Annotated in this window: 18 protein-coding genes and 2 tRNA genes; 13 read left to right on the top strand and 7 right to left on the bottom strand. The window is 56.9% G+C overall.

The features are described from left to right. Nucleotides 1–2: 2 nt before the first annotated feature. Nucleotides 3–716: a hypothetical protein gene (locus NSND_RS15290; RefSeq protein WP_080879809.1), complete on the bottom strand. Its 714-nt coding sequence runs from the start codon at nucleotides 714–716 to the stop codon at nucleotides 3–5. Further along, a complete protein-coding gene (locus NSND_RS15285) occupies nucleotides 713–922 on the bottom strand; it encodes a helix-turn-helix transcriptional regulator (RefSeq protein WP_080879808.1) in 210 nt (69 codons plus the stop codon). Before NSND_RS15285 ends, NSND_RS15290 begins: the two co-directional genes overlap by 4 nt. A 203-nt stretch (nucleotides 923–1125) precedes the next feature. Between NSND_RS15285 and NSND_RS15280 the strand changes: the two genes are divergently transcribed. Together NSND_RS15280 and NSND_RS15275 are read left to right on the top strand one after the other, a co-directional pair. Beyond that, nucleotides 1126–1803: a hypothetical protein gene (locus NSND_RS15280; protein ID WP_080879807.1), complete on the top strand. Its 678-nt coding sequence runs from the start codon at nucleotides 1126–1128 to the stop codon at nucleotides 1801–1803. Beyond that, nucleotides 1778–2944: a tyrosine-type recombinase/integrase gene (locus tag NSND_RS15275; RefSeq protein ID WP_080879806.1), complete on the top strand. Its 1167-nt coding sequence runs from the start codon at nucleotides 1778–1780 to the stop codon at nucleotides 2942–2944. Before NSND_RS15280 ends, NSND_RS15275 begins: the two co-directional genes overlap by 26 nt. Before the next feature lie 3 nt (nucleotides 2945–2947). Here the strand turns inward: NSND_RS15275 and NSND_RS15270 are convergent. The 3 genes from NSND_RS15270 to gltX form a co-directional block, all read right to left on the bottom strand. Beyond that, nucleotides 2948–3021: transfer RNA gene (locus NSND_RS15270), tRNA-Gln, on the bottom strand. Between the two features lie 53 nt (nucleotides 3022–3074). Further along, a tRNA-Gln gene (locus NSND_RS15265) sits at nucleotides 3075–3148 on the bottom strand. A gap of 70 nt (nucleotides 3149–3218) precedes the next feature. After that, nucleotides 3219–4634: a glutamate--tRNA ligase gene (gltX, locus tag NSND_RS15260; RefSeq protein WP_080879805.1), complete on the bottom strand. Its 1416-nt coding sequence runs from the start codon at nucleotides 4632–4634 to the stop codon at nucleotides 3219–3221. A 116-nt stretch (nucleotides 4635–4750) separates the two neighbouring features. Here gltX and NSND_RS15255 point away from each other — a divergent pair, with 116 nt between their 5' ends. Continuing rightward, a complete protein-coding gene (locus NSND_RS15255; protein ID WP_080879804.1) occupies nucleotides 4751–5449 on the top strand; it encodes a ferredoxin--NADP reductase in 699 nt (232 codons plus the stop codon). A gap of 38 nt (nucleotides 5450–5487) precedes the next feature. On the opposite strand, the gene NSND_RS15250 is transcribed toward NSND_RS15255, so the two are convergent. Beyond that, entirely contained in the window at nucleotides 5488–5904 is a 417-nt protein-coding gene (locus NSND_RS15250) for a 2Fe-2S iron-sulfur cluster-binding protein (protein ID WP_080879803.1), read from the bottom strand. A gap of 205 nt (nucleotides 5905–6109) precedes the next feature. On the opposite strand from NSND_RS15250, the gene NSND_RS15245 reads away from it, so the two are divergent. The 7 genes from NSND_RS15245 to iscX are packed head-to-tail and all read left to right on the top strand — an operon-like array spanning nucleotide 6110 to nucleotide 11399. Beyond that, entirely contained in the window at nucleotides 6110–6589 is a 480-nt protein-coding gene (locus NSND_RS15245) for an RrF2 family transcriptional regulator (RefSeq protein WP_013250512.1), read from the top strand. Next, a complete protein-coding gene (locus tag NSND_RS15240; protein ID WP_080879802.1) occupies nucleotides 6586–7803 on the top strand; it encodes an IscS subfamily cysteine desulfurase in 1218 nt (405 codons plus the stop codon). The genes NSND_RS15245 and NSND_RS15240 overlap by 4 nt, the downstream gene beginning before the upstream one ends. Before the next feature lie 42 nt (nucleotides 7804–7845). Continuing rightward, nucleotides 7846–8229, top strand: coding sequence for a Fe-S cluster assembly scaffold IscU (iscU, locus tag NSND_RS15235; RefSeq protein ID WP_080879801.1), 384 nt, complete (start codon nucleotides 7846–7848; stop codon nucleotides 8227–8229). Nucleotides 8230–8248: 19 nt separating this feature from the next. Then, the gene (locus tag NSND_RS15230) at nucleotides 8249–8608 is read left to right on the top strand and encodes a HesB/IscA family protein (RefSeq protein WP_080879800.1); all 360 of its coding nucleotides are present in this window, start codon (nucleotides 8249–8251) and stop codon (nucleotides 8606–8608) included. Between the two features lie 14 nt (nucleotides 8609–8622). Beyond that, a complete protein-coding gene (gene hscB, locus NSND_RS15225) occupies nucleotides 8623–9339 on the top strand; it encodes a Fe-S protein assembly co-chaperone HscB (protein WP_080879799.1) in 717 nt (238 codons plus the stop codon). Nucleotides 9340–9344: 5 nt separating this feature from the next. Beyond that, a complete protein-coding gene (gene dnaK, locus NSND_RS15220; RefSeq protein WP_080879798.1) occupies nucleotides 9345–11171 on the top strand; it encodes a molecular chaperone DnaK in 1827 nt (608 codons plus the stop codon). 15 nt (nucleotides 11172–11186) lie between these two features. Beyond that, nucleotides 11187–11399: a Fe-S cluster assembly protein IscX gene (iscX, locus tag NSND_RS15215; protein ID WP_080879797.1), complete on the top strand. Its 213-nt coding sequence runs from the start codon at nucleotides 11187–11189 to the stop codon at nucleotides 11397–11399. A 135-nt stretch (nucleotides 11400–11534) separates the two neighbouring features. Here the strand turns inward: iscX and NSND_RS15210 are convergent, their stop codons facing one another. Further along, nucleotides 11535–13928, bottom strand: a complete 2394-nt coding sequence (locus NSND_RS15210) for a penicillin-binding protein 1A (protein WP_235000271.1) — start codon at nucleotides 13926–13928, stop codon at nucleotides 11535–11537. A 224-nt stretch (nucleotides 13929–14152) separates the two neighbouring features. Between NSND_RS15210 and typA the strand changes: the two genes are divergently transcribed. From typA to NSND_RS15195, 3 genes are all read left to right on the top strand, one after another. Continuing rightward, complete coding sequence (gene typA, locus NSND_RS15205; RefSeq protein ID WP_080879795.1) at nucleotides 14153–16036, top strand: translational GTPase TypA; 1884 nt, start codon at nucleotides 14153–14155, stop codon at nucleotides 16034–16036. A 36-nt stretch (nucleotides 16037–16072) separates the two neighbouring features. Further along, nucleotides 16073–16828: a DUF4026 domain-containing protein gene (locus tag NSND_RS15200; protein ID WP_080879794.1), complete on the top strand. Its 756-nt coding sequence runs from the start codon at nucleotides 16073–16075 to the stop codon at nucleotides 16826–16828. Nucleotides 16829–16989: 161 nt separating this feature from the next. After that, nucleotides 16990–17460, top strand: a complete 471-nt coding sequence (locus tag NSND_RS15195) for a redoxin domain-containing protein (RefSeq protein ID WP_013250522.1) — start codon at nucleotides 16990–16992, stop codon at nucleotides 17458–17460. Nucleotides 17461–17469: the final 9 nt, after the last annotated feature.

Below are 17469 nucleotides of genomic sequence, written 5' to 3'. Positions count from 1 at the left end.
CCTCACACCTCCTGGTAGACCAAGCCTTTTCCCAGTACCAGTTGCAGAATGGTCCCGCTGAACCAAATCGGATGCCCCGAGAGCAGATCCTCCCAAGTCTTAATGAAAACAATGCGCGGGATTTCGATTTCTCCCCTGATCCGGCGATAGGCATTCCTAGTGGACCACTGATGCCGCATCTCTTCCCACAGCCGGCTGATGGGGAACCCCAGCGAGCGTTTCCACGACCAACACATATTCACGTAGCCACATTGATCCTGGACGTACTGGCTGATGACATAGCGGCTGAGACGATTTCGAGAGCGATGACTGGGCTGATAGGCCTTAATCCAGACGACTGGAGCCCCGTGGAGGCCCTGCCATTGGGACGAGAGCCATTCTTGCGAGATCCAGAAGCGGCGCGCACGTTCCCCATCCGGCACCCGCCAAGCCCAGAAGATATGGAGGACGCCGTGACCTTCTTCCGTCCGGACCTGGTAGTACTCCAAGCCCTGAAAGCCCAGCAGGCGTTCAATCCGTTGACGGAGTTGCTTGTGGTGATAGGTCAACTTCTCCGCATTCCCGCCTTCTGCCGTTGACAGGGTGACCCAAAGCACTTGGAACTGGTGGCATTCCCAGAACCACAGGAGCGACCGCACCCGGTGGTAGCCCCGCTTCTGCTTTCTGGTCCATTCCCCGGCCACTGGTTCCCGCCGAAACTCCTTCCAGCGGCTCATCGGGCACCTTCCGCCTGGGGAATGACCGGCCTCAAGCCGGCCGCCAGAATCCGTTCCAATTCCTCAATGGGAATCCGCACGGCTCGCACCGACGGCTTCACATAGGCAATCTGCCGTTTCAGGATATATTTCCTGATCGTGCTTTCCTTGAGCCCTAACCGGTTGGCCGCTTCTCGAATGGTGATCAATTTTGCACTCGGGACCATCGGACACCTCCTTGAAAGAATGGTTCAAAAATGATCACGGCTGATATTTATGAGCCGTGATTCTTCTTGACACCCATTAGCAAGCCGGAGGTACACTTGCCAAACACATTCCGGTGGAAAAGTCCCTTTCGCACGACACATTTTTCAGTGGTGTTGGGATGAAGCACTGAGGGAGGGGTCCACGTGAAAAAGGAGCCGAAGGCATGAGCGCACAGGAGCAAGCCGAACACGAGTTCCAAGTGGAGTATGAGAAAGCGATGGAGCGTATCCAGACGATGCCGGATGGCGCCGTGGGGTGGGTGCTCCGGTTTTTACAGACCGATCTGGAGGCCTTGACGCCCACGGAATGGACACTGGTGGCGTTTGAGGTCGCGGCCTTTGTCGATGAGACGGGGGAGCGGTATGGCGGGATGGTGGCCCCGGAAAGTGGCTGGAGCGTTGAGGGCGTGCCTCACGCGAAGAACTATCAGACGATACCCAGTCGCAAAGAAGCCCTGGACATTCAGGCTACCGTCCTGGAGCAGTTAGAGCTCTATTGGCATGAAGGCTACACCACCTTCACGTTTCCGCAAATGACGCTGGTCGCGGTGTCGCCGGGTGAGGGCTCTGACGAGGCCGGCACGGTCATCGTGAGTGCGAAACGGAAGCCGAAGGAGTTTGAATACCGCTTTGTCCACCTCCTGGCCCAAACGGGGGACTACATTCGACGCTGTCCGGAATGCGCCACGATCTTTTTCGCAATTCGACGCGACCAACTGTACTGCAACCCGCGCTGTCAAAACCGCGTCGCGGCGAGAAAGTGGCGTGACAGCCAGAAGACTGACCACAAGACCGCGAGACGAAAGGAGGACGGCCATGGCAAGAAAAGCGGGAAAGGATAGAGGCATCACCCAACGAAAGGGCCGGGAAGGCTGGTGGGTGCGTTTGTATGCCAACGGACGGGAACGCTGGCATCGCTGTGATACAAAATCACAGGCCAAAGCCTTGTATGGACGGCTGAAGGCGGATATTCGAGAGGGCAAATATTTTCCGGAGAAATTTTCTTCAGGAAAGGACATTACCTTACGAGCGTGGATGAACCGATGCCTGGAGGGGTCTACGAATCGCGGCATTGAAAATGAGCGGCGTTACGGTCGCCGCTGGTCACTCCTCTTGGGAAAGCGTTTGATTACCGAGATCACGACAGAGGACTTGCGGCGCGTCCAAGCGAAGATGAGGACAAGGCTCAGACCACGTCCAGCGGATGCGTCAAAGGACTCCGAGCCGGAACGCCAGTGGAGTGACGCGACCATTAACCGTCATTTCACGTTCCTCCGTCATGTCCTGATGCTGGCTGTTAAAGACGGCAAACTGACCCGCAATCCGGTGTCGTCTGTGAAATTCTTGCCGGAAGTCCGGCGCACCAGGTTTCTCAGTGATGAGGAATTGTTTCAACTGGAGCAGATCATGCCTCCCGCCGCCTGGAAGCTGGTGGCGTTTGCTATTGAAACCGGCATGAGACGGGAGGAACAGTTTCAGCTGAGGTGGGATCAGATCGACCTGGAAGCAGGTGTAGCCACGATTCCCCTGCCCAAAGGTGGGAAAACCCGTCATGTGCCCCTTAGCGAGGGCGCAAAGGACATCTTGCGGTCCCTGGATTCGTTCGTACGGTCGCCATGGGTCTTCCCGAGTCCCAAGTTTCCGCTCCAATCGTGGAACCCTCAAAGCTTCGTGAACCACTTCTACTCGCCCTATTTGCAAAAAGTCGGCATCGAGGGGGTTTGTTGGCATACATTGAGGCACACGGCGGCGAGTCGCCGGGTTATGGCTGGAGTCGATCTAGTCTCGGTCAAAGAGATCCTTGGACATAGGGATATTCAGACGACGCTCCGATACTCCCATTTATCTCCTGGTCACCTCCAAGAGGCAGTCAACAAGGGGAGCCTCACCCGAACCGTGACCAAAACCGTGACCAGTGCCCCGGCTGATAAATCGAATCGGGATGTGGAATGGTCGCAAGTTACTGAAATTGTGGAGAGATAAGTTTGGCTGGGGGACTAGGAATCGAACCTAGGTAGCCAGCTCCAAAGGCTGGCGTCCTACCGCTAGACGATCCCCCAGCGCGGTACGGAACCGAGACATCGAGCTGAAGAGCAAGGCGTGGGAAAGATTTTGGCTGGGGGACTAGGAATCGAACCTAGGTAGTCAGATCCAGAGACTGACGTCCTACCGCTAGACGATCCCCCAACCGGTCCACACAGTAATATAAGCTTCTCTACTGCGTCAAGATCGATGCTGATTCTTGACCGGCCGATTCTCAGGATCTGGAGGCCTGCTCGATCCCCTTGCGAAGTCGGAGCAAGGTGCGATCGCGACCTAGCACCTCCATCACCTCGAAGAGACCGGGGCTCGCCGTCCGTCCCGTCAGGGCCACCCGCACCGGCTGGGCCAGTTGCCCCATCTTGATCCCCTCTTCCTCGACCAGTTGCTTAAATGACTCTTCCCAGTCCTGCTTGGAAAACGCGGGAAAGGCTTCGAATCGGCTCAACAGTTTGGCTAACACCGGCGAGTGAGCGGATGTGAGGAATTTCTTGGCCGCCTCTTCGTCACACACGACCGCCTGGCCGAAGTAGGGTGTCACCCAGTGGACCATCTCCACCAATGTCTTCGTTCGTTCCTTCACCAAGACGACCAGCTGCGCGAGCCATTCGGTCGACACGGCACGAACCTCTTCTTTGAGTCCTGCCTGCTCAAGAAGCGGCACGAGCGCCTGAGCAATCTCAGCCGGAGGGCTGGTCTTGAGGTATTCAGCATTGAGCCACAGCAACTTGTCCGGATTAAACACAGCCGCCGAGGTCTGCACATTCTTCCAGGAGAACTTCTCGATCAGTTCTGCGCGCGAGAACAGCTCCTGATCGCCATGCGACCAGCCCAAGCGAACCAGGTAATTGACCATCGCGTCGGGGAGATACCCCATGTCCTTGTAGGCCATGATCGAGGTGGCGCCGTGCCGTTTCGACAACCTTGCCTTGTCCGGTCCAAGAATCATCGGTAAATGCCCGAATCGCGGCAACGGAAATCCCAGCGCCTGAAAAATTGGAATCTGGCGCGGCGTATTCGTGAGATGGTCATCGCCCCGCACCACATGGGTAATCCCCATCAAGGCATCGTCCACAACGACGGAGAAATTATAGGTAGGATACCCATTGGATCTGAGAATGATGACATCATCCAGAATCTGGTTGTCGAACACCACAGGGCCCTTGATCAAATCATCGACAACCGTCTGCCCGTCCTGCGGAGCCCTAAAGCGGAGCGCCGCTTCCCCGGTCGGTTTTGTCAGACCGAGATTCCGACACCGGCCGTCATACTTGGGCGATCCGCCTTTGGTTTCGGCCGCTTTTCGACGCGCCTCCAGCTCTTCCGAGGAGCAGACGCACCAATAGGCATGGCCTTGCTCGAATAATCGCATCGCGTGTTCACGATAGAGATCCATTCGCTCGGTCTGCCGAAAGGGCCCTTCGTCCCAATCCAGTTTGACCCAGCGCATGCCGTCAAGAATGGCTTGAATGGAGTCATCGGTAGAACGGCTTTGATCCGTGTCTTCAATGCGAAGGACAAAGACCCCGTTCTGCTGCCGCGCAAACAGCCAGTTGAACAAGGCCGTCCGTACCCCGCCGATATGCAGAAAACCTGTCGGACTGGGCGCAAATCGAACCCTGACCTGACTCATCGCATCACCGTAGTTCGTGTGGAATAGTAAACGGGGCGCTATCTATAACATGGCGTTGGAATGATGTACAGAACTGGCCTGTTCCATTCTGAATCCGTTTTTGTTAAGAACAGACCATGGCCGAACCAACACAGATTGCCGAAATCATCTCGCTCACGACCCTGACTCCGCATACGACGGAACTCGTGCTCCGCCCCATCGAGCACCCGCTGTCCTTCAAGCCCGGGCAGTGGATCTCACTGCAATTGCCGGTCGGAGACCATCCGCCATTGAATCGTGCCTACTCGTTGGCGGAACCGCCGTCTACCACCGGCCACCTCACACTGCTCTTCGACCACGTTCCAGGCGGGAAAGGATCCGGCTATCTCGCGTCGCTCAAGCCGGGGGATCGCATTCCCCTGTCAGGCCCCTATGGCCACTTTGTGCTGCCCGACTCGGAACCTCAGCACTTGCTGATGATCGGACGCTATTCTGGGCTCGTCCCACTGCGCTGTATGCTCCGCGCACTGGCAGGCCATGGCTCGCTACCTTCAAGCACGCTGATCGCCCAAGCACCCACCACTGCCGAACAGCTCTACCATGAGGAATTCATGGCCCTGGCGGCAAGCCAATCCAATTTCCGGTATCTGCCGTTTGTCAACGAAGGCCCAGAGAGCAATGCCGAGACTGTGGATGTGATCAAACAAATCGCGGGAAACGGTCGGCGGGTGACCCCCATGATTGCCGGGGTCAAAGCATTTGCACGCCCATTGCGGGCACTGTTGATGGAACTGGGGTTCGATCGGCGGGAAGTGAAGCTGGAAACGTACGACTGATACGACCGCTATACGACCTGCACTCCATCTCGTTGCCTTCAGTGTCCTTCTTTCGCCAGATTCTTGTTGATGGCAGGAATTTCTACCACGACTTCCACCGTTCCATTCGGCACACATTGGCAGCCGAGTCGGGACTGCAACGTCGTAACGGGTGCTTCGTCCAACTGGTCGAACTCGTCATCCGTCCCCTCATTGCACGTCTCCAAGCCTTTCTTCACCATGACATGGCAGGTGGAGCAGGCGCAGACGCCACCGCACACATGTTCCAGGTCGATCCCATTGCCCATCGCAATGTCGAGAATACTTCCCGGCAGGCCCGTAGGACCGTACGGAATCTTGTCCGGTTGTACCTCAACCTTCTTTTCCGTTTTGTCGGGAAAAATGAAGGTCACGATATAAGATTTTTGCGGCAGCGCCACGTCTGCCTTTTCAATGTAGGGATTTGTCCCACCCATGTTGCTTAGCCCCTTTTGTCATGCATGTGGTGCAATGTATCGTGCTGCTTCCGTATCACCCGCCGCAAGCCTCCAGGGACCGACATTCTTACTTCTCCGCCCCTCCGCTCGCTTGACAGGCCCGAAGACCACATGATACCTTTTGTACGACTGATTTGATCGGAGATCATTATAGTCTCCGACTTGAAGGATCGGCAATAGGCCCATGCTGAAATTATCGAAAAAAGCTGACTACGGGTTGATGGCACTCCAGCACATCGCCTCCAACCAATACGGCGATGTCGCCCAAGCTCGCGTAGTAAACACAAAGGAAATCGCCGAGGAATATCACATTCCGGTCGAATTACTTGCCAAAGTTCTCCAGACCCTCTCCAAGAGCGGAATCATTGAGAGTCATAACGGCCCCAAGGGCGGTTATCTGCTCGGCAAGAATCCTCGCGAGATCACGATTGCCCACGTACTCGAAAGCCTGGAAGGTCCACTCGGCATCATGGACTGTTCACACGAGAAAGACGGCGATGCCTGCATGCAGCGCGAGCACTGTAACATCCGCACCCCGTTACTGAAAATCCAGAGCAGTATTTATCAGCTTCTCAACAACATGACCTTGCAAGATATGATGGGGGGCACCCCACTCATCACCATTCAATCCGTCGCGACGGAACAACAAGGAGTCGAGCGATGAAGTTCCCGATCTACCTGGATAACCATTCGACCACCCCGATGGATCCGCGGGTGCTGGAATCGATGCTGCCCTATTTCACGGAAAAATTCGGGAACGCCGCCAGTCGCAACCACGCCTTCGGATGGGATGCCGAAGAAGGTGTCGAAGCCGCGCGCAAACAGATCGCCAAGTTGATTCATGCGGACGCCAAAGAAATTGTCTTCACCAGCGGCGCCACCGAATCGAACAATCTCGCGCTCAAAGGCGTCGTCGAGATGTATCACGAAAAGGGCGACCACATTATTACGTCATCCACCGAACATCGCGCGGTGCTGGACACGGCGAAAGCCCTTGAAGCCAAACGCGGGGTCAAGGTCACCTATCTGCCGGTCGACAAGTTCGGCATGGTGAACCCGGAAGACGTGCGGAATGCCATCACTGACAAGACCATCTTGATCTCCGTCATGTTCGCCAATAACGAAATCGGCACCATCAACCCGGTCAAAGCAATCGGGAAGATCGCGAAGGAAAAGGGCATTCTGTTTCATTGCGACGCGACTCAGGGCGTCGGCAAAGTCCCGATCGATGTCCAGGACATGGGAATCGACCTGATGTCCTTCAGCGCGCACAAAATCTATGGCCCCAAGGGCGTCGGCGCCCTGTACGTCAGAAAAAAGAATCCCCGGGTCCGAATTGCGGCGCAAATGGATGGCGGCGGACATGAGCGCGGCATGCGTTCCGGCACCCTGCCCGTGCCGCTGATTGTGGGCTTCGGAAAAGCCTGTGAACTGTGCGAGCAGGAAATGGCCGCCGACGCCGCGCGGCTCTCTGTCATGCGCGACCGGCTGCATGCCACCATCACCAAGGCGCTGGAAGACGTCTATTTGAACGGCCACCCGACCGAACGTCTCCCCCACAATCTCAATATTTCGTTTGCCTACGTCGAAGGCGAATCGCTGCTGATGGGCTGCAAGGAAATTGCTCTCTCGTCCGGCTCGGCCTGCACGTCAGCAACCCTGGAGCCCTCGTATGTGTTGCGTGCATTGGGTGTGGGAGCGGAACTCGCGCATTCCTCCATCAGATTCGGCCTGGGACGGTTCACGCTCGACGAAGAAGTGGACTATGCCGGAAAGAGAATTGTCGAAGTCGTGACCAAGCTCCGGGAAATGTCACCGCTGTACGAAATGGCAAAGGAAGGCATTGACCTGAAATCCGTGTCATGGGCAGCACATTAACCTGAAACTTCACTACTGTGAGCGATACATTCGGAGGACACCATGGCCTATAGCGAAAAAGTCGTCGACCACTTCAACAACCCCCGTAACGTGGGGAGTTTCAAAAAAGAAGAAGATGGAGTCGGCACCGGTATCGTCGGCGCCCCGGAATGCGGCGATGTCATGAAACTCCAGATCAAAGTTGAAAACGACACGATCGTGGACGCCAAGTTCAAGACCTTCGGTTGCGGCTCCGCCATTGCCAGCTCCAGTCTGGCCACCGAATGGCTCAAGGGGAAAACGGTGGAGGAAGCCGGCAAGATCAAGAACACCGATATCGTGCAGGAGTTGAATCTGCCTCCCGTCAAGATTCACTGCTCCGTGCTGGCTGAAGATGCCATCAAGGCAGCCCTCGCCGACTATCAAAAGAAAGCCGACTCGAAGTAACGACAAGAAGGAGCGCAATATGGACGCCACCACGAATACGGATGCTCAAGCCCCGGTCATCACTCTGAGCGACGCAGCCTTGAAAGAGGTCAAACGTCTCATTAATGTCCAAGGCATCGAAGAAGGCGGCCTCCGCTTAGGCGTCAAGGGAGGCGGTTGCTCCGGCCTGAGCTACACCATCAATTTCGACGACAAGATCGGCCAGTACGATCAAGTGTACGAATTCGACGGCGTCAAGGTCATTGTGGATGCCAAGAGCGCCATTTACCTGCAGGGCACCCAGCTTGATTTTCAGAAGGACCTGATGGGCGGAAACTTCAAATTCGTGAACCCCAACGCCAACAAGACGTGCGGCTGCGGGGAATCCTTTTCGGCCTGAGCGAGCGACAGCCCATGAGCGGACATATTCATAACACCGATGATCGACGCGAGCTGCAGATGGCTCGCAGCATGTGCTGGCATTGCCAGTCCGAAATGGCTGGAGAGTACTTTTGCGACCGTTGCGTGAAAGTCCAACCGGTCTCCAAGGATCTGGACTATTTTACCTGCTTTGGGCTGCCACGGCGCCTCGCGATTGATCCGCAGACACTGGAAACCAAGTTCTACGAGTTGAGCCGGGCATTCCATCCTGACTTCTACCAGAATAAAAGCGATGCGGAGCAGACCATCAGCCTCGGCAACTCGGCCATGCTGAACACCGCCTATCGCACCCTACGAGACCCGATTCAACGAGCCGAATACCTATTGGACCTCGAAGCGGGCTCCGTGAAAGATATCCGGACGACACCGCCGGCCGATCTCTTCGAAGAAATTCTCGAGTTGCAGGATACCCTCGATGAGTTCCGCACCAGTGATCGCGCCTCTGAAAGTGCGTCTACCCTCCGCACGAAACTCCACGCTGATCGCGCCACACTTGAGCAACGGCAACGGGATATGGAAGCCCAACTCCAACAGCTTTTCAGCCGGTGGGATGCACTGCAGGATCGTGGCGAGGCCACCGAGCAGGCACGCGCTGAGCGCGGCCGCATTCTCAAGGAAATGCGGGATATCCTGTCCAACCGCACCTACGTGAACAACATCGTCAACGATCTCGTCGCAACGATCGCCTAATCATTATGGCACGCATTGTCGGCATCGACCTCGGCACGACCAATTCCCTTGTCGCTTACATGGATCATGGCACGCCACGCGTCATCTCGGCACGCCACGAACGCGCGATGGTCCCCTCTGTCGTCGCGCTGACCGACAACGGACTCATTGTCGGCGACCCGGCCAAAGAACATCTCACCAGAAATCCCGAGCGCACGGTCTACTCCGTCAAACGGTTCATGGGCAAGAGCCTGGCCGACGTCCAAAACGAACTGGCCTACTTTCCCTACACGCTCACAGAGAAAGGTGGCGTCATCCGGATCGAGCTGGGAGAGAAATCCTACTCCCCACCCCAGATCTCTGCCATGATCCTGAAAGAACTCAAGCTCCGTGCTGAAGCCTTTCTGGGAGAAAGCATCACCAAAGCCGTCATTACCGTGCCTGCCTATTTTAACGATAGCCAGCGGCAGGCGACCAAAGACGCAGGCATGATTGCCGGACTTGAAGTCTTGCGCATCATCAATGAACCAACCGCTGCCTCACTGGCCTACGGGTTGCAAGAAAAGACGCAGGGCACCATCGCCGTCTACGACCTGGGCGGGGGAACGTTCGATATCTCGATCCTGAAATTAAAAAACGGGATCTTTGAAGTGCTCGCCACAAATGGCGATACGCATCTCGGCGGCGACGACTTTGACCAGTTGATTGCCAACCTGTTCCTCGCTGACATCCGCACGCAGTATGGACTCGATCTCAGCACCTATCCCGACCATATGCAGGCAGTCCGCCTGGAAGCCGAGCGCGCAAAGATTCGCCTTTCAGAAGAACTCAAGACCGCCGTGAGTCTCGACCTCCCGGAAAGTAAGGGCCGGTTTACACGCGAACTCACACGCGATCAACTTGAAGGGCTCTGTACCGCATTGGTTGAGCGTACGCTGGGTCCCTGCCGGCTGGCCTTGAAAGATTCCGGTCTAGCGCCCGGCGACGTCGATGAAGTCGTCCTCGTCGGCGGTTCGACACGCATGCCGCTGGTTCGCCAACGAGTACAAGCCCTCTTCGGAAAACAACCGCACTGCGAACTGAATCCGGACGAAGTGGTCGCGTTGGGCGCGGCGGTACAGGCAGATATTCTGAGCGGCGGCACAACGGATATGTTGCTATTGGATGTGACACCCCTGTCATTGGGTATCGAAACAATGGGCGGGGTCATGAGCATTCTGATCAGACGAAACACCACCATCCCCGCCAGCGCCAAGGAAATGTTTACCACCTATGTGGACGGCCAAACAGGCGTGGACATTCATATTCTCCAGGGCGAACGAGAGCTGGCCAAAGACAACCGCAGCCTGGCCCGTTTCCGTCTCAAGGTGCCGCCCTTGCCCGCGGGAGTTCCACGCATTGAAGTGACCTTCCTGATCGATGCGAACGGCATTCTGAATGTCATGGCCAAAGACATGCGGACCGCTGAGACTCAATCGATCGAGGTTAAACCCTCCTACGGATTATCGGATCAAGAAGTAGAACGGATGATCGAAGATTCGTTCAAGTTCGCCGCAGACGACGTCAACGCGCGAAAGCTGATCGAAGCCAGACTCGATGCAGGAGCGCTGATCACCACGACCGAAAAATCGTTAGCCGATGGCGGGCATCTCGTCGCTTTAGGGGAAGTCGAAGCCATACGCACGGCCCTCTCGGCATTGTCGACGGCCAAGGACGGAATCGATCCTCGTGCCATCCGTGCGCGCATGGCTGACATTGAGCAGGCAGCCAAAGGGCTCACCGTGGCCATGCTGGACGATTCCCTGAAACAAGGGCTCCAAGGCAAAAAAGTCTCTGACGTGACGCAATCCTGAACTCGAGGAGCTGCAATGGATTTGAAGTGGAGTGACACTGAAGAACTCGCCATCCGTTTGGTGGAGGCCCACCCGACCACCGATCCCCTCACCGTCCGCTTCACCGACATGCATGCGTGGATCGTCGCCCTCCCCGAATTCAAGGACGACCCGAAGAAGTCGAACGAAAAAACCCTTGAATCCATTCAAATGGCCTGGCACGAAGAATATCAGGACTCCCAGTCCTGATACGGCCAACCGAACGTCCTTCACCACACAACACATCTCACAGCCAGGCCGGCGCCGGCGTCATGACCATCGTAGTGTGGTGCTGTGCCCGGATGGGCAGAGAAGATTTAGGTAGGAAACCTGGTCGGCGTCGGGCTACGGCTCGACAGGAACCGGTGGGGCACTATCCTGCAGCTGGTCCAGCTTATAGAACTCGGTGGGATCGATCTTGGATCCCGCACTCTTGGTTGGCTCAGTGCCTTTTGTAAAGAGTTCCACGGTGCCATGCTGCTCGTCCTGATCGGTGAGGAGCGCCGTCGAGGGATCCACTTTCACAAACATCACCCCGTCGGGAATTTCAAACGGCACAACCGGTAGTTGCTTGAGCGCGTCCTTCATAAAGGAGATCCAGATCGGCAGGGCCGCGTGCGCGCCGGATTCGGTTTCACCCAAGGGACGCCGATCGTCGAAGCCCACCCAAGCCCCGGTCGCCAGATTAGGCGTCGAACCGATGAACCAGGCATCGGTGAAGTCATTGGTCGTCCCGGTTTTCCCCGCCACCGGCCGGTCGATGACAGCCTTGGCCGCCATGCCTGTTCCGCGTTGAATGACATCTTCCATCATATTCGTAATGAGGTATGCCGTTTCGCGGGACACCACCTGACGCGGCTGAATGGCCGCCTGATCCAACGTGCGACCGCCACTGTCCTGCACGCTTGCCACTGCATAAGGCTCCACCCGCATGCCCTGATTGGCAAACACACCGTACACTGACACTAACTCCGTTAACCCCACGCCGGACGAACCCAACGCCAGCGAAAGATCGGCAGCCAGCGGACTCACAATACCGACCGTCCGCGAGAAATCGATCACGTTCCGAATGCCTACTTTATCCAGGAGCCGCACGGTGGCGAGATTGTGAGAATGAATCAGCGCCTCCCGCAAACTCACAATGCCGTGGAACCGCTTGCCGTAGTTTTCAGGCTTCCAGGTTTTGTCTTCTTCCTCCTGTTCGTACACCACCGGGGCATCGAGCACTACCGTAGCCGGACTCATACCTTGGTTCATCGCCGTGGCATAGATGATCGGCTTGAACGAGGACCCGGGCTGACGGCGCGCGAGCACCGCACGATTGTATTCACTGCGCGCAAAATCATACCCGCCGACCATCGCGCGGATGGCGCCCGTTTTGGGATCGATCGCAACCAGAGCGCCTTCAACCAGCGGGGTCTGCTCCAAGCGCAGATGCACAATCTCCTTCTCAAGCTTCTTCACCCCGACCTCGATGACATCACCCAGCGCCAGCAGTTGCTTGATATTCTTGACCGGAACGGCATCCTTGGTGGGATCCTTGCCTTTGAGATACTTGGTTACCCAGGCCATATCGTCGAAGGCCAGCCGACCGGTGCTACCGCCGATTTGGACCAGCACGTGATCTTTGGCGATCTTCGTCACCACCCCTTCCATGATATCCCCCTCCGCCAGCTTCACAGAGGGATCGGGTGCCGGCACCTCCAGGGTCGCCAGATCGACGGTGCGGAGCGGGCCACGCCAGCCCTGGCGCTTATCGACCTCGCGGAGTCCGTTGAACACAGCCGTTTCAGCCGCTTTCTGCATATCGGCATTCAGCGTGGTGAACACTTCCAGTCCACCCTTGTACACCATCGCTTCACCGAACTTGGCCACCAGCAATTGCCGGATATACTCCACGAAATAGGGCCCGAGATGTTCACTGCCAGGACGGCGGAAGTTCAGCTTTTCGGCTACAGCTTGCTCACGATCGGCGGCACTGATAAAACCCGCCTCGGCCATCCGGCTCAACACATGCTCCTGCCGCTTCTTGGCCCGGTCATAGGCCTTAAAGGGGGAGTAGTGGCTGGGGGATTTGGGAAGACCGGCGAGAAACGCCGATTCAGCCAGCGTGAGCTTTGACAGTTCTTTCCCGAAATAGGTCTGACTGGCCGCCGCCACGCCATAGGCCCCCTGGCCGAAATAGATCTGGTTCAAATACATCTCCAGAATCTGTTCCTTGGTCAGCACCAGTTCCATCTTGTAGGCCAGAATGAGTTCCCGGACTTTGCGATCGAACGTCCGCTCTGCCGAAAGAAACAGAGACCGCGCCAGCTGCTGGGTAATGGTACTCGCGCCTTCAACCTTCCGGCCGCCATGGCGAATATTGGTCCAGGCCGCCCGCAGAATGCCGACGATGTCCAGGCCCGGGTGCTCAAAAAATCTCGTGTCTTCAGTCGCGATGACGGCTTGAGTCAGACTCTTGGGCATCTCCTGAATGGGCTTGAGGAACCGTCGCTCGATGAAAAACTGGCCGATCACTTGCCGGTCGTCGGAGTAGACGCGCGTCACCAGACTCGGCTGATAGTTCTGCAAGGGATCCAGCGAGGGCAGGTCTTGAGAGAAATACCAGAGAATGCCGGCCGCCCCGCCGCCACCGAGCACAATGGCCAACAGCAGGCCGATGACGGCAATCTTCCACCATCGCCAGCGACGGCGAGGCTTCTCCGGCTTATCGAGTAAGTGATCGAGTTCGGACATGAAGTTGGATGGTTGCGAGGAGAAGGGGTCAACCCGCGACAACCCCACCATACAATGCACACCCGACAAACTCAAGCAAGGTTCGAATCATCGTCCGAAGAAGTTTCCGCGGAACATTCGACAATCAGCTTGCGGGAAGACGTTTGAATCGGGTATATTCCATAGGCTTAGACGCCTTCATAGGAAGGCGTCTTTTTTTTGGCACTTTCACGGCATTGGAGATTATGAACAGCTCAGCGCCCTCATCCACCACATCGGGTCTGCACGCGCCGCAAGGTCGTCGGACCGACATCCGCAACATTGCCATCATCGCCCACGTCGACCATGGAAAGACGACTCTCGTCGACGCCGTGCTGCGCCAGACCCACGTGCATCGCAAGATCGATGACATGGGTGAGCGCATCATGGACTCAATGGATCAGGAGCGCGAGCGTGGCATCACGATCCGCGCAAAAAACGCCAGCGTGACCTATAAAGGTGTGAAGATTAACATCGTCGACACGCCGGGCCACGCAGATTTCGGCGGCGAAGTGGAGCGGACACTCCGCATGGTGGATGGCGTGCTGATCCTCGTCGATGCCAAAGAAGGCCCCATGCCGCAGACCACGTTCGTCTTGCGCAAAGCGTTGGCCCTCGGACATAAAGCCATCGTCGTCATCAACAAAATCGATCGCCCCGATGCGGTCATCGATGACGTCGTCAATCGCACCTTCGATCTCTTCGTGCATCTGGGAGCCACCGACGAACAGCTGGACTTTCCTATCGTCTATACCTCCGCCATCAAGGGGGTGGCGACCCTCGATCTCAAGCAGCCAGGGACGGAGATCTCCCCGCTCCTGGAGACGATTCTCGACAAGATTCCGGCACCGGCCATCAACGCGGACGCCCCGTTCCAGCTCCTCGTGCTGGCCCTGGCCCAGGATTCCTATAAAGGGAAAATGGGGATCGGAAAGATCCAATCCGGCTCCATCGCCCGCCGCCAAAACGTGGTCACTCTGACCAAGGACGGCGGCCAGGTCCCCGGCAAGATTTCCGATCTTGCGGTGTTTTCAGGCCTTGAGCGCACCGATGTCGAAACGGCTGAAGCGGGTGAAATTGTCGCTCTCTCCGGCCTGGAAGAAGTGAACATCGGTGACACGATTGCCGATCCGACCAATCCGGTCGCGCTCCCGCGCGTGACGATCGACGAACCGACCGTGCAGATGACGTTTTCGGTCAACAACAGCCCGTTCGCCGGCCGTGACGGAAAATACCTGACCTCGCGCCACCTGCGTGAACGATTGTTCAAGGAGCTGGAAACCAACGTCTCCCTGCGCGTGCAGGAAACAGACAGCGCCGACCGGTTTCTCGTGGCCGGCCGTGGCGAACTTCATCTCGGCGTGCTGATCGAACAGATGCGTCGTGAAGGATATGAGCTGCAGATCTCTCAGCCCGAGGTCATCCTGCACCGAGAAGGCGATACAGTCACGGAACCCTTTGAAGAGCTGACCATTCAGGTTCCTTCTGAATATCAGGGGCCGGTGATTGAAGAAATCGGCAAACGACGCGGCGAACTCCGTCACATGAAGCTCGTGCATTCCGAAGGCACCGCCAGCGAAATGCACATTGAGTATCACATCCCGACGCGCGGCATTATCGGCCTGAAAAACATCCTGCTGGCGAAGACCCGCGGTACCATCATTCTGCACCACGTGTTTTCCGGTTATGCCCCGGCGGATGAAAAGGCGCTTCTCGTGGCACCGCATGGTTCGCTGGTAGCCTTCGAAGCCGGAACCAGCACGGCCTATGCGCTCTTCATGACTCAAGAACGTGGTGAATTGTTTATCGGCGCCTCGGTCGAAGTCTACCAGGGCATGGTCGTCGGCCAGAACAGCCGCGACGAGGACCTGGACGTCAACGTGTGCAAGCAGAAACAATTGAGCAACATGCGCGCAGCCGGCACGGACGAGGCCTTAGTGCTCACACCACCGCGTGAAATGTCATTGGAATTCGCGATGGAATACATCGGCCAGGATGAATTGGTCGAGGTGACGCCGAAATATCTCCGCCTCCGCAAGCGGCTCCTGAACCCGGATGACCGTCGGAAAGCGAAGAAGAGCTCCAAGTAACTCAGCAGGCGCTCGGCGCCTTGCTGAGCGGGCGGCATGAAGATCAGGAAAAAATCCCCGAAACCTGCGCCCGCGAAGTCTCCACTCTACTTGGTCGGCTATCGCGGGGCGCCGCCGTCTCTCGACGAACTGAAGATCTGGTACGACCTTCAGTACGGCGGGCCGCTGACCTGCCTCGAACATGAAGCCGGAGGCCGCATCAGCGCCAGCCACGGTCCATGGCAGGCATATCTCCTGACCAGCCTCCCTCAATCCGACGCCGCACAATGGCAGCCCGTCCTATCCTGGGATCACCGGCAGCTCGGAGCCATCTCACCAGCCGCCACCGCCCCAAGCACCATTGCAGATACGGTGCTCGTCGCTGCCCGGCTCGCCCGCGGCCTGACACTGCTCACCCAGGGCACGGCCTTCGATGTCCTGTGCCAGGAATACCTCAATCCGTCGGATTGGAATGATCGACCGTTGAATGTCTTCTCTCACCGCGATCATGTCACCGTCCAGCAGAGCGAGAGTACCGATGAATCATCCGAATGGTTCCATACATTGGGATTAAACAAGTTCGGACTGGACGAGCTGGAAGTGATTCAGCCCCGAGGCCTTCCGGACGCCGAGACCATCGCCCTCCTAAAGTCCGCGGCCGACACAGTCTTACGGTCCGGACAGAATCAAAAAGTAGGAAGCTCGTTGGACCTTCCGGCCCTCGCTCACACCATCCGATTCATCAAACATCGCACCGCAGCACCGACCGGCCGCATGATGGCATTCCGACAAATCACTTCTGACATCCTCTGACCCGCCACCTCAGAAAGTCCGCAACACATCATGAAATCAAGTGATTGTGACTGCACCCGCTTCCCCCTAGGCCTTCTGGCCCCGTTGACAAGGTTTTTCCAGGCGTGGTACCACAAAAAGGTTTTGCGTAGGGCTGTAGGTCTAACCTAGGAGGATTCTCAATGAGTGATGTGGCTGCAGAAATTAAGGTCGGCGATACCGCGCCGGATTTCACATTAAAAGATCAGGACCAGAAGGACGTGAAGTTGAGCGATTTCAGAGGGAAGAGCAATGTCGTGCTCGCGTTCTACCCGCTCGACTGGAGCCCGGTCTGTCAGGGTGAAAACAAGTGCCTGACCGATGACTTCCCGAAGTTCCAGAGCGCCCACGCCGAACTGTTCGGCATCAGCTGCGACAGCTTCTTCTCCCACAAGGCCTGGGCGGATTCCCTCGACTTGAAGCATCGCCTGCTCTCTGACTTCAATCGCGAAGTCGTGAAGAAGTATGGTCTGTATTTTGAACCGTTGAATTGCGGCAAGCGCGCAACGGTCATCGTCGATAAGAACGGCAAAGTCGCCTACGTGAAAGTTCAGGAAATCAAGGTGGCACGGGAAGATAAGGACATTCTCGCGGCCCTCGCGAAACTGAGCTAAGCGCCACGA

It is taken from the genome of Nitrospira sp. ND1, assembly GCF_900170025.1.
In the GTDB taxonomy this organism is placed as follows: Bacteria; Nitrospirota; Nitrospiria; order Nitrospirales; family Nitrospiraceae; genus Nitrospira_A.
The sequence above is the reverse complement of the archived record's forward strand: the minus strand, read 5'-3'. Positions and strand labels throughout refer to the sequence as shown.

Bases quoted from the DNA above. Each gene is read 5' to 3' on its own strand.
- NSND_RS15290 (WP_080879809.1), bottom strand. From the start codon at position 716: ATGAGCCGCTGGAAGGAGTTTCGGCGGGAACCAGTGGCCGGGGAATGG.
- NSND_RS15285 (WP_080879808.1), bottom strand. From the start codon at position 922: ATGGTCCCGAGTGCAAAATTGATCACCATTCGAGAAGCGGCCAACCGG.
- NSND_RS15280 (WP_080879807.1), top strand. From the start codon at position 1,126: ATGAGCGCACAGGAGCAAGCCGAACACGAGTTCCAAGTGGAGTATGAG.
- NSND_RS15275 (WP_080879806.1), top strand. From the start codon at position 1,778: ATGGCAAGAAAAGCGGGAAAGGATAGAGGCATCACCCAACGAAAGGGC.
- gltX (WP_080879805.1), bottom strand. From the start codon at position 4,634: ATGAGTCAGGTCAGGGTTCGATTTGCGCCCAGTCCGACAGGTTTTCTG.
- NSND_RS15255 (WP_080879804.1), top strand. From the start codon at position 4,751: ATGGCCGAACCAACACAGATTGCCGAAATCATCTCGCTCACGACCCTG.
- NSND_RS15250 (WP_080879803.1), bottom strand. From the start codon at position 5,904: ATGGGTGGGACAAATCCCTACATTGAAAAGGCAGACGTGGCGCTGCCG.
- NSND_RS15245 (WP_013250512.1), top strand. From the start codon at position 6,110: ATGCTGAAATTATCGAAAAAAGCTGACTACGGGTTGATGGCACTCCAG.
- NSND_RS15240 (WP_080879802.1), top strand. From the start codon at position 6,586: ATGAAGTTCCCGATCTACCTGGATAACCATTCGACCACCCCGATGGAT.
- iscU (WP_080879801.1), top strand. From the start codon at position 7,846: ATGGCCTATAGCGAAAAAGTCGTCGACCACTTCAACAACCCCCGTAAC.
- NSND_RS15230 (WP_080879800.1), top strand. From the start codon at position 8,249: ATGGACGCCACCACGAATACGGATGCTCAAGCCCCGGTCATCACTCTG.
- hscB (WP_080879799.1), top strand. From the start codon at position 8,623: ATGAGCGGACATATTCATAACACCGATGATCGACGCGAGCTGCAGATG.
- dnaK (WP_080879798.1), top strand. From the start codon at position 9,345: ATGGCACGCATTGTCGGCATCGACCTCGGCACGACCAATTCCCTTGTC.
- iscX (WP_080879797.1), top strand. From the start codon at position 11,187: ATGGATTTGAAGTGGAGTGACACTGAAGAACTCGCCATCCGTTTGGTG.
- NSND_RS15210 (WP_235000271.1), bottom strand. From the start codon at position 13,928: ATGTCCGAACTCGATCACTTACTCGATAAGCCGGAGAAGCCTCGCCGT.
- typA (WP_080879795.1), top strand. From the start codon at position 14,153: ATGAACAGCTCAGCGCCCTCATCCACCACATCGGGTCTGCACGCGCCG.
- NSND_RS15200 (WP_080879794.1), top strand. From the start codon at position 16,073: ATGAAGATCAGGAAAAAATCCCCGAAACCTGCGCCCGCGAAGTCTCCA.
- NSND_RS15195 (WP_013250522.1), top strand. From the start codon at position 16,990: ATGAGTGATGTGGCTGCAGAAATTAAGGTCGGCGATACCGCGCCGGAT.